The 11,902-nt window shown below is 36.2% G+C and carries 8 protein-coding genes; all 8 read left to right on the top strand.

From position 1 onward, the window contains the following. The first annotated feature begins 8 nt into the window (after window positions 1-8). The 8 genes from ACEWK1_RS05680 (at window position 9) to ACEWK1_RS05715 (ending at window position 11,663) form a co-directional block, all read left to right on the top strand. The gene (locus ACEWK1_RS05680) at window positions 9-1,112 is read left to right on the top strand and encodes an ABC transporter ATP-binding protein (RefSeq protein ID WP_247339341.1); all 1,104 of its coding nucleotides are present in this window, start codon (window positions 9-11) and stop codon (window positions 1,110-1,112) included. Beyond that, window positions 1,099-2,259: an extracellular solute-binding protein gene (locus tag ACEWK1_RS05685; RefSeq protein WP_379053514.1), complete on the top strand. Its 1,161-nt coding sequence runs from the start codon at window positions 1,099-1,101 to the stop codon at window positions 2,257-2,259. Before ACEWK1_RS05680 ends, ACEWK1_RS05685 begins: the two co-directional genes overlap by 14 nt. Beyond that, the gene (locus ACEWK1_RS05690; RefSeq protein WP_247339345.1) at window positions 2,256-3,128 is read left to right on the top strand and encodes an ABC transporter permease; all 873 of its coding nucleotides are present in this window, start codon (window positions 2,256-2,258) and stop codon (window positions 3,126-3,128) included. The genes ACEWK1_RS05685 and ACEWK1_RS05690 overlap by 4 nt, the downstream gene beginning before the upstream one ends. 22 nt (window positions 3,129-3,150) lie before the next feature. Then, a complete protein-coding gene (locus ACEWK1_RS05695) occupies window positions 3,151-4,428 on the top strand; it encodes a hypothetical protein (RefSeq protein WP_247339346.1) in 1,278 nt (425 codons plus the stop codon). A gap of 21 nt (window positions 4,429-4,449) precedes the next feature. Then, entirely contained in the window at window positions 4,450-5,997 is a 1,548-nt protein-coding gene (locus ACEWK1_RS05700) for a CehA/McbA family metallohydrolase (RefSeq protein ID WP_247339354.1), read from the top strand. 319 nt (window positions 5,998-6,316) lie between these two features. Then, on the top strand, window positions 6,317-7,555 hold the full coding sequence (sstT, locus tag ACEWK1_RS05705; RefSeq protein ID WP_247339357.1) for a serine/threonine transporter SstT: 1,239 nt from the start codon (window positions 6,317-6,319) through the stop codon (window positions 7,553-7,555). A 186-nt stretch (window positions 7,556-7,741) separates the two neighbouring features. Continuing rightward, window positions 7,742-10,105: a polyprenyl synthetase family protein gene (locus tag ACEWK1_RS05710; RefSeq protein WP_247339367.1), complete on the top strand. Its 2,364-nt coding sequence runs from the start codon at window positions 7,742-7,744 to the stop codon at window positions 10,103-10,105. Between the two features lie 85 nt (window positions 10,106-10,190). After that, the gene (locus ACEWK1_RS05715) at window positions 10,191-11,663 is read left to right on the top strand and encodes a protein adenylyltransferase SelO (protein ID WP_379053510.1); all 1,473 of its coding nucleotides are present in this window, start codon (window positions 10,191-10,193) and stop codon (window positions 11,661-11,663) included. The last annotated feature ends 239 nt before the right edge of the window (window positions 11,664-11,902 follow it).

The raw sequence follows: 11,902 nt of genomic DNA on the forward strand, positions 1-11,902 counted from the left end.
GTAATGGAGTGTCAATATGCTTATCAATTACTAATTTAAGTAAGGTTTACCCTACAGGTGAAGGTGTTAAAGGTTTTTCCTTGGATATTAAAAATGGAGAGCTGGTTACGTTGCTAGGCCCCTCAGGATGTGGTAAATCTACTGTTCTTCGTAGTGTTGGGGGATTTATAGATCCTAATGAAGGATCCATCAAAATTGATGGGAACGAAGTAAATCATCTTCCTCCTGAAAAAAGACCAAGTGCTATGGTTTTCCAAAGCTATAATTTGTGGCCGCATATGACTGTGTTTGATAATCTTGCATTCAGTTTGAAACTTAAGAAAATCAAGAAAAATGTCATCATAGAGAAGGTGAAATGGGCTTTAAATCTAGTTCAACTTCCAGGCTATGAAAAGAAGTATCCGACTGAGTTATCGGGAGGTCAGCAACAAAGGATTGCACTTGCGCGTGCGTTGCTTCTTGAGCCTAAGGTGCTTTTACTAGATGAACCATTTTCAGCTCTTGATGCAAAATTAAGACATGAATTACGTGAAGAATTAAGAGAGATTCAAGCAAAACAACAACTTACAATGCTTTTTGTTACTCATGACCAAGAAGAAGCACTTTCAATTTCTGACCGTATTGTTGTGATGAACAAAGGGAAAGTTGAACAAATTGATTCCCCACAAAATATATATAACTATCCTGCTTCTATGTTTGTTGCTCAGTTCATAGGTAAGATGAATTTTCTTAAGGGGTATGCTCAAAATGACAAAATTAATATTGGTTCTCTAGCTTATCCAAATCTTAATCAATATAAAGGGAATGTTACTGTAGCAGTGAGACCAGAGGATATCGTCATTGCTAATGAGGTAGAGAACGGTCTTGTAGCTACTATTGAAAAAGTAATGATGTTAGGTCATTACGCAGAAGTGAGCTTGAAAACAGATTTTGGGAAGCTGAAAATGTTTGTTGATCGAAGTAATATGAGTCAGTTTAAAATGCAACATAATATTCGGATAACTTTCGCTACAATACAAGCTTTTCCTGAAGAAAATGACTTACATAATAATGAATATACCAAAATACAAAATCTAACAAAAGAGGAGATTAAAGTATATGAAAAAGTCTAATTCATTTAAAAAGATCGTAGCAGGAACTATGTTAGCTGTAAGTGCTCTTTCATTAGTTGCATGTAATTCTAGTGAAACAAACAATACTGTTGGGGATGGAGCGGAACAAGTAACAAAAATATCTCTATATAGCTCAGGTTCTCAAAATGTCGAGACTTTTTGGGAAACAGTGATTCCTAAATTTGAAGAATCACATAAAAATATCGATGTGGAATTTGTATTTGTTCCCTCTGGTACTGGTGGACAGGCAACGATTGATCGAATTATTGCTGCTAAAAAGGCAAATAAAGATTCAGAGGTTGATATTTATGAGGGAGCCTTAGCTGATATTATTCGAAGTGAAGATGAAGGTGGGCTATTTTATGAGCTTTCAACAGACTCTGTACAAAATCTAGAAAATGTTCAAGAAGAAAATATGGCAGGGACCCAGAATCTAGCAGTTCCTTATCGTGCTTCATCCGTTGTTCTTGCATACAATTCCGAAAAGGTGAAGGATGTACCGAATACAGCAGAAGAATTGAATACGTGGATAAAAGAAAATCCGGGTCGCTTTGCTTATAACGATCCAAATACAGGGGGAGCGGGTAGCTCGTTTGTACTTACTACTGTATATAACGAACTTGATGAGAGTGCTATGAATGTCCAAGATGAAAGCATTATGAAAGAGTGGGACAAAGGCCTTCAAGTTTTAAAGGATATGGCTCCATACCTTTATAAAGAAGGAGTTTATCCTAAGAAGAATCAAGGAACTCTAGATCTTCTAGCAAATGGTGAAGTGGATATGATTCCAGCTTGGTCTGATATGGCTCTAGAGCAAATGAATTCTAAATTACTACCCGATACAACGGAACTAAGACAAATTGAACCAGCATTTACAGGTGGTCCTGCATATTTAATGGCTGTAGACAATGGTGATGAAGAACGTAAAGAAGCTTCAGAAACATTCTTAAATTATGTTCTCACTCAGGATGTACAGGAGTTAGTTATTGATAAAATGTATGGTTATCCAGGTATTAAATGGGATCTTTTATCAGAAGAAGATCAAAAGAAATTCGAATCTGTTAGTGGTGGATATCGTACGTTTAACGGTGGAGAGCTAGGAAGTGAATTAATGAAAGTATGGCAAAAAGAGGTTGCTAGTCAATGAGTAGGGAAGTTGCCTTAAGAGAGGGTTTTGCGATTAGCAAAAAAACAAAATTAGCAATGTTAGGAATTGGGCTAGTTATGCCCTCTTTCCTAACTTTGCTGGTTTTGGTCATCTATCCGGTGGCTCTTGCTATAATGGAAAGCTTTCAGAATGAAGAGGATGCTTTCTCACTTGAAAACTATCAATATATTTTCACAGAACCATTAATTCTGCAAAATATTCAACATACGTTAATTGTTACGTTTATTTCTTGCGTATTAACTTTGGGAATGAGTTATATACTAGCTATTTATTTAACCTTTAGTAATAGCTTTGTTTCAAAAATCATAAATAAACTTTATTTTATTCCTTTATTTATTCCAGGAGTTATCTCTATCTATGGATTTATAAACTTTTATAGAGATAATGGGTGGGTTGCTAGAATGATTGGTGAAAATAATATGCCATCGATTATATACGACATGAAAGGCTTACTGATGATTAATGTGTGGTTTAATATTCCTTTTACAACGATGCTGTTAATATCTGCATTGCAAGCTATTCCTCATTCAGTTATTGAAAGTGCAAAGGATGCAGGCGCATCAAAAGTAAGGTTGTTTATTCATTTTATCTTTCCTCTTTCTTACAAGACAATGCTTGTTACTTTAACTTTCCTTTTTATGGGCTTAATTGGCAGTTTTACTGCGCCTTTCTTAATTGATCGAAATGCTCCGCAAATGCTGGGTGTATCCATGCAACAGCATTTTTCTGTATACAATGAGATAGGTCAATCTAGTGCACTTGCTGTCTTTATGTTTTTATTGTGTTCAATAGTAGGCTATATATATATTCAGAATAATATGAAGGAATCAAAGAAAGACATGTTTTAATATTGACTGGGGAGTGGATAGGATGACTGTGATGAACCCTATAAAGATGAAGCATTTAGAAAATGACAAATCGAGCATTAGAATTGAGGAAGAAGGATATTATGTTATTAATCTTAAAGCCTCAGCTACTACCTCTTGGAAGCAAGAAAACAATGAATCACTCATGTTGAGGTTATATGTGAACGAAAAACATCATCAAGACATTGTTTTATTTTATGGAAACCAAGCCTTTACATATAAGCGCCTTCTTGGAAAGATGGAGCCTGGAACATACGACGTAGAATGGGCTTGTGAATCTCCTCGTAACAGTCAAGCGGTTGCTGAGATTGAGAGCTTTACATTAGAGAAATTACATTTATCTGACCGGGAAACTCTTGCAATTCAGTATGCTCCGAAGCTTTATGGTCGAGCTGTATACGGTCAATTTGATAACCTATATACTGATACTCCTTTGGAAATGATTTATTTTTTTGATGAGTGGGAACAAGGAGTTGTTATTGAGTATCATATGGTATTTAGCCATGAAGATGAGGGTACCCCTGCAGTTCTATTAATGTCAAAGTGGGGACGGTTATTAGATATTGAATATATGGCAAGAGTTTACCTGAATGATCGTCAAGAAGTTGAATATGTTGAATACCAAGGAGCAGAACATAAAGTTAAAACTTACAAGGGTTCCTTAACAGAAGGAAACCAAATTATTCTTCAAACCGCAACATGTAATGGGAACTTTACCGATGATATTACGAGTTGTTATCATTTTTCTTTCATTCCGAGTTATGAATGGAAAAGGGAGCAAGAAGCCCGTGAAGTCGTGATGGAACGTTTTCCGTATATTAACCATGTCATGCGTTGGGAAGCTGAGAGACAGTTGAAAAACTCTCCGTTGTTTTATAATAGAATCCCGAATGTTAATCAATATATTTATATTCAATCCTCGGTATGGGGAATTAAGCTTGGCTTACCGAGTGTAGATATTCTTTGCAGGCTTAAAGGAGAGATTGGTTGGTATTCTAGTTCCTTAAATCATAAAAAGTTTGGCTCCTTTTCTGCAGCCTACACAGGGCCCTACAATCATTTTGGTATAGCGGTTCTTTTACCAGAGGGCAAATCTATTAAAAACATAGCAGAAATCAAGATCTCTCTTATAAATGAAACACTGCCTAAAGTAAATGTAAAAGATTTGAAGGTTTTAGCTTACGATGATAATGGAGACGTTACTAAATATATTGATCTTCATTTTGATGAGATTTTAGATGCTGTTGAATCGGAAAAAGTTATTTGGCGCTCAGAGAATTAAGGAAGGTGTATAATCAACACGATGAGAGAAGAAGGGCAAGATATATTATTTGAAATTCATTCAAGCATAACAAATAAGAGCACACAATCACATATAAAACATACATTCTTTGTTCCGGATCATACGGAAACACTATACATTGATTTTTCTTTTCATCCCTCCCATGAAACAAATGATGTTAACAATAAACAGCTATTTGAGGAAGCAGAGCAATACTATGCAACAAAGTTATCACGAAAAAGTGGAGACCAAGTAAAAAACTTACTCACGTTATCGGTTGATGATCATGATGGATTTAGAGGGGCAAGACATTATCATTCACCTACCCAACATGTCATCATTAATGATGACAATTCAACTCCTGGTTTTTTAAATAGAAGAAATCCAACTGGTTTATGGTCAATAACAGTAAGTGTTCATGCGTTGGTAACTGAAACCTGTGAGTATCGAATGAGTGTGTATAGAGAGTATCAATCAGCTGCTAATACCTCAATTCCTTGGAGACATAAGCCTTTAGCTCACCGTATAGAAGACAATGATATAAATATTCCGATTTATCCCCAAATAGAAGGTACTGCACAGTGGGTTCCATCTGAACTGCACACACATACTTTACATAGTGATGGTAAGCAGTCGGTAATAGAGATGGCTGAGGTTGCGAAAGAAATGGGTCTTAAAGCAGTCGTTATGACAGATCATAATACAATTAGTCCGTTTGAGGGAATTGAACAAGCAGAAGCACATACCGGTATTCATATCCTTTATGGGTTGGAATGGACAACTTTTTATGGGCACTTACTAACGATAGGGTATGAAAAACCGACCTATACTGATTGGAGAGTAATAGGACCTCTAGATATTAAAAATGGTATTACTGAAATTGGTCAGCATGGTGCCTTGGTTGGTATTGCACACCCGTTTAGAATAGGTAATCCAATCGGAACAGGTTGCCATTGGGAGTTCCCTTTCGAATCAATAAACGAATTTGATTTTATAGAGGTTTGGAATTCCACAAGGCCAGGATCTAAAGTGTATAATCAGCGTGCCTTACAATATTGGACAGACTTATTGAATAAAGGATATAGAATAACGGCTACTTCAGGAAGAGATTGGCATCATAACGAAGAAAATAATCCTATACCAGCCATTACATATGTGATGATGCCCGAAGTCTATGAGGATAAAGAGATGTTTAGAAAAGCCTTTTTATCTTCAATCAGATCTGGACGAGTTAGTATATCATACGGAAAACCACTTGATCTTACGGTGAAACAGGAAGGAACTGTTTATAAGATTGGTGATGTAATGAATAAAGTTGAAAATAAACCAATAATTGTACAGGTTCATACTGAAGAATGGGAAGTAAATGATCGTATTGATGAGAAGAGTGCTTTCCTGGTAATTGTTTCAAGTGAAGGGGAAATACTACAGGGTAGTCCAGGTATGTTACGACTGGATACCGAGATAAATAATGAACATGTAAAATGGATTCGAGCAGAATTATATGCTTCGATTGATCATGAAAAGCCGGAATTGGTTGCATTTACGAACCCTATCTATATAAGGTGAAAGGTTTAAGGCGGTATCTATTTAAAGATGCTGTCTTTTTCGTTTTTAACCAAGATAATTTTCTTGATATAGCAAGCGTTTACGTTATCAAACGAAAATATAAGAAAGTGAAAGTTAATATTTAATTGAATATTTTGATGTTTAAGACTTTTTAAAATTAAACAAAAAGTATTGTAATATATCAAAAAACTCACTATAATACTACTTATCGAAAAGACAGTTGTCTTTGTGCAGTGGAATATATTTCTGGAAGTCCATTTTAAGAATAACAAGTTAATAGATTTTAAAAGGATTTTCAATTTTATAGTGGGGGATTATTGTGAAAAATTTATTAAAAAACTGGAATCGGTTGAGTCTAGTTAAACAAATCATTATCGGCTTACTCATTGGAATTATCTTGGCTGTTACAATTCCAGATGTAGCACAGCCTGTTGTTATTTTAGGTTCGTTGTTTGTAGGTGCTTTAAAGGCGATCGCACCTGTTTTAGTTCTTTTCTTAGTTATGTCAGCGATCACTCAGCATAAAAGTGGTCAGCAAACAAATATGAAGTCGATCGTAGTGCTTTATCTTGTTGGAACATTTTTAGCTGGATTAGTAGCAGTTATTGCAAGTTTCATCTTCCCGGTCGGCTTAACACTTGCGAATAGTCCTGAGGGTTTCACAGCTCCAGGTGGTGTGTCAGAAGTTCTTAAAACGTTGCTTTTAAACATAGTTGATAATCCGGTGAATGCGATCGCAAACTCAAACTATATTGGGATCTTAACGTGGGCAATCCTAATTGGTTTAGCATTAAGAAGTGCACCGGATACAACAAAAACAATGATTTCTAATTTCTCAGAGGCAGTATCAAAAATTGTAACATGGGTGATTAAGTTTGCTCCGCTAGGTATTATGGGACTAGTATTTGAATCAATTTCAACAAATGGAATTGACTCGTTATTAAGCTATGGAAAATTACTTGCTGTTTTACTAGGTTGTATGGCTTTTGTTGCATTAGTTGTTAACCCAATTATTGTGTTTTTAGCTATAAGACAAAATCCGTATCCACTAGTTTTGAAATGTATAAAGGAAAGTGGAATTACAGCTTTCTTTACTCGTAGTTCTGCAGCAAATATCCCTGTTAATATGAAATTGTGTGAAAACCTTGGCTTAAATAAGGATAGTTATTCAGTATCGATCCCATTAGGAGCAACAATCAATATGGCTGGGGCAGCAGTAACAATTTCTGTATTAACATTAGCTGCAGTTCATACTTTAGGTATTGAAGTGGATTTTGCTACAGCCTTAATTCTTAGTGTATTGTCAGCTGTATGTGCTTGCGGAGCGTCCGGAGTTGCTGGTGGATCTCTATTACTCATTCCTCTTGCATGTAGTTTGTTCGGAATTCCGGCAGAAATTGCGATGCAAGTGGTTGGTGTAGGCTTTATCATTGGTGTTTTACAAGATTCTTTTGAAACTGCTCTTAACTCATCAACTGACGCCATTTTTACAGCAGCAGCTGAATTCAAGGAATGGCGTAAAGAAGGCAAGAAAATAGATATTTCAAAAGTAGCATAAAAATAGAAAGCACCTCATTGTAGCAAAAGAGCTAGCAGTGAGGTGCTTTTTTAATTGGGGTTCCTTTTACCTCTGTGCGACGGTCATAAAGATCATACATTTAGCTTATATTTAAATATACTGATAATATGATAGATATAGATAATAACTGAATCGAAAATGAGTTTAAACTGAGGGAATGAATACATGAATGAAAAAATAATGTTTGATACTGATAAAACTTATCAGAAGGCGGAACGAAAGGCTTTAGATTATTACCATTCACTTTATGAGCAAATCACCCGCAAAACCTATATTCCTGCTTTAACAAAAGATTTTCAAACCTGGAAGCAAAACCATGTTTTCCGGAAATCACTATTCTCTGTTTTTACACGTAAAAATAACAAGCCAGAGGCACAGGATTATGACTTATATATTCAATGGCTCAAATATACAGGCAAGCTAACTCCCTACTTAGAACGCAGCATTTCTTACCTTTTTATGCGTGATCTAGGAAAAGATTTAAGTTCAACTAAAACACAGGAAAGAGTGAACCGAGCAGTTAAAAGTTTAACAAAACATCTAACGAAAAAAACAGATAAGCCAGATACGTTCAACATGGCTGGATTATACCGAATAGCTCAAAAAGAAAGCATTGAAACGACCATGATCTGGCTCGTCAACAAGTTAAAGACAGTAACATCAAATATTCCTGAGGAAATTGACCCTGAGCAAGCACGGAGAAAGTTAATAAAAATCATTGCAGGGGTTGTCATGCATGTTGTGGAAGAAATGGATGATGGGGTTAAACCTACTGAACGTGCTCTTAAACTCGATCAAGCCATTCGCTTAGGGTATTGTTATGGTTTAACCTATCCTTTTATTGATGATTTGCTTGATGTAAATCTGCTAACTCTTGAGGAAAAGAAGAGATATTCAAACTTGATACGAACAACACTTATCACTGGTTCTGTACCAGATTTGGGGCAATGGGACGGAAATAATGCCGGGTTACTACAATATATTCATTCAGAACTACGAGAAGCCTTTGAATATATTAAAGGAAATCAGCAATCGGAAAATGTGCAGTCATTTTTGGAGCAAGCATATATATTTTTTCAATCACAGGAAGTGGACCGTGTAAAGGACCTTTCTAACCCAGATTACACAAATGAAGACCTTTATATTCCAGTTATTCTAAAATCCGCATCTTCGAGATTAATTGTTCGTTCGGTTCTCAGCGCCTCTGAAGACATAGGTTTCAATGATCGAACGTTTTATTATGGAATTTACAATCAGCTTGCTGATGATTTTGCTGACATGTTTGATGACTTAGAGGAAGGTGCTGTTACTCCTTATACGTATTATTTGAAATATCATGTTCAACGTCCTGACCTTATTAATCCGTTTGAATTATATTGGACAGTTATATCAAACTTAATCCACAACGTATACAAATCAGATTTCAAGACATGTGAGGTAATCCTTAATCGGGCAATAAACGGTTTAAAACGATATAAAAGTAAAATGGGAACGGAAAAATATAATGAAGTGATGGAGTTATTTTCAACCAATTCTTCAAGTTTTACACAGCTTATTCAGAAGATGGTGAAAAAAGCAGATGATGTAGAATTCTTTGATAAGCTATTACGCGACCATATGTTGAATAATATGAGAAATGAGCGGAACGAACAGGAAGAATTTTTAGAAACAATTAAATTTGTTCGTAATCAACTAAATGATACATTGCATGTTTCTCAGAGTGATGGAGAGGTGAATAGTTCCATTGTTGAGGCTGCAAACTATAGTCTTGAAGGTGATGGAAAGCGATTGAGGCCAATTGTGACTTGGGTAATGGCAATAAAGGTATACGGTTTAGATCAATCTGTGATTATGCCATTACTTAAATCATTAGAATACATGCATACAGCATCTTTAATCTTCGACGATCTCCCATCACAGGATAATGCATCCATTCGAAGGGGGCGTCAAACACTGCATCAGGCTTATAATACTGCCATTGCCGAACTAACCGGTCTTTTTTTAACTCAGAAAGCTACCTGGGAACAAGCATCGCTTACAAAATTTGATCCAAATACTGTCCTGAAATTAATACAATATTCCTCATATATGACATCCGAGATGTGCAAGGGACAGGCAATGGACTTAGAATCGAAAGGCAAGCCGTTATCTCTAGATCAATTAAATTTAATGTGCTTTTATAAAACTGGAATGGCATTCGAAGCATCTATTATTATGCCGGCGATCCTAGCACATGCTGATGAAACAGAGATAGAGGCATTAAAGAAATATGCGTATCATGCGGGTATTGCTTTTCAGATTAAGGATGATTTACTCGACTTTGAAGGAGATCCTGCACTGCTTGGAAAAACAGTTGGAAAAGATAGAGAAAATCAAAGTTCAACATTTGTGTCGATCTTGGGCCAAGAAGAAGCGAGAAAAAAGATGTGGGAACATTACTGTCAAGCAATCGAAGTTCTACAGAAAGTACCACGAGACATTCCTTTTCTAAAGCATTTTTTGAATTATATTATCAACCGAGATCATTGAGGATAATAACGTTTATAAAAGTAGACAATATGGATATGTTTAAACAACGAAAAGAAAAATATATATAGGGTAAAAAGGAGATCACATGACAAAGGAACAAGACTTAAAAACAGGTTGGAAAATAGATAATAGCTATGCTCGCCTGCCAAAAAAGTTTTTTACTGAACAAAAGCCAACTCCTGTTAGCAATCCTGAGTTAATCATACAGAATGATCAGCTAGCATCATCGCTAGGTCTGAATGTCGAAGAGTTACGAAGTCATGAACAAGTAGAGGTTTTTGCAGGTAATCGAATTCCAGAAGGTTCAACACCTCTAGCACAAGCATATGCGGGACATCAATTCGGTCATTTAAACATGTTGGGAGATGGTCGTGCAGTTCTGCTTGGGGAACAAGTAACACCTCAAGATGAGCGGGTTGATATCCAACTTAAAGGCTCAGGAAGAACACCTTATTCACGAGGTGGAGATGGAAGGGCTGCACTTGGCCCAATGCTTCGAGAATACATTATTAGTGAAGCGATGTATGCCTTAGGAATACCGACTACGAGAAGTTTAGCCGTAATAACAACTGGTGAGAATATTCTCCGAGAAACAGAACTTCCCGGTGCCATTTTAACTCGTGTTGCTGCAAGTCATATTCGTGTGGGAACGTTCCAATTTGCTGCACAATTAGGAACAGATGAGGAGCTTCAAGCTCTCGCTGATTATACAATAGAGCGTCATTATCCGGAGATTGAAAGAGATGATAACAGGTATCTTTCATTGCTTCAACAAATGATACATAGGCAAGCTTCATTAATTGCAAAGTGGCAACTCGTTGGTTTTATCCATGGAGTAATGAACACTGATAATATGACAGTTAGTGGAGAAACGATTGATTATGGTCCTTGTGCCTTTATGGATACGTATGATCCTGAGACTGTTTTTAGCTCAATTGATGTTCAGGGCCGTTATGCCTATGGTAACCAACCATTCATAGGTGGATGGAATTTAGCACGATTTGCCGAATCTCTTATACCACTTCTTCATGAAGATCAAGATAGGGCCGTTGAAATTGCTCAAGAAGAAATATCTAAATATATGGACATTTATGAAACAAATTGGCTTAGAGCTATGAGAGCTAAGTTAGGTCTTTTTTCTGAAGAAAAAGACGATAAAACATTAATAGATGACCTTCTTACCTTAATGCACAAGCATAAGGCAGATTATACAAATACCTTTGTTGCCATAACGTTCGATAAATGGGATGAAATGGAGCTTTTCCGTTCCTCTGAATTTGAACAGTGGAAAGAGCGTTGGCATGAAAGATTAACCAAGCAAAAAGAATCTAAAGAAGAATCACAAAAGCTAATGAGGGATCATAATCCAGCAGTAATTCCTCGTAACCATCGTGTGGAAGAAGCATTGGAAGCGGCGGTAAAACATGGGGATTATACTGTAATGGAAAGATTATTAGATGCTCTTACCAAACCTTTTGCACACACTACACAACAGGAAGAATACTGCAGTCTTCCACCTAAATCAGGTCAGCCTTACCGGACTTATTGTGGGACTTGAGCGGTGAGAGTAGAGGAATTGATAGGAAGCTGTCATTTAGATGCTTATGTACAACAAAAGTGATATAGAAGGTAGAAGAAATGTCGTTCATCGGGCTTATGAACGACATTTTCAATGTAGATAGCTTTTAAAATGAGTTTAAGTTATCCTATCAAATTATATTTCAACTAAATAAGCAAAAAGATTTGACATTACCAATACTACTCTAATAATATTATCTAGACCGGTTGTTATAATTT

This window comes from Metabacillus sp. YM-086 (genome assembly GCF_048059995.1).
GTDB lineage: Bacteria > Bacillota > Bacilli > Bacillales > Bacillaceae > Metabacillus > Metabacillus litoralis_B.

Excerpts from the sequence above, each read along its gene's own strand:
- ACEWK1_RS05700 (WP_247339354.1), top strand. The coding sequence starts at position 4,450 with ATGAGAGAAGAAGGGCAAGATATATTATTTGAAATTCATTCAAGCATA.
- ACEWK1_RS05685 (WP_379053514.1), top strand. The coding sequence starts at position 1,099 with ATGAAAAAGTCTAATTCATTTAAAAAGATCGTAGCAGGAACTATGTTA.
- ACEWK1_RS05695 (WP_247339346.1), top strand. The coding sequence starts at position 3,151 with ATGACTGTGATGAACCCTATAAAGATGAAGCATTTAGAAAATGACAAA.
- ACEWK1_RS05715 (WP_379053510.1), top strand. The coding sequence starts at position 10,191 with ATGACAAAGGAACAAGACTTAAAAACAGGTTGGAAAATAGATAATAGC.
- ACEWK1_RS05690 (WP_247339345.1), top strand. The coding sequence starts at position 2,256 with ATGAGTAGGGAAGTTGCCTTAAGAGAGGGTTTTGCGATTAGCAAAAAA.
- ACEWK1_RS05710 (WP_247339367.1), top strand. The coding sequence starts at position 7,742 with ATGAATGAAAAAATAATGTTTGATACTGATAAAACTTATCAGAAGGCG.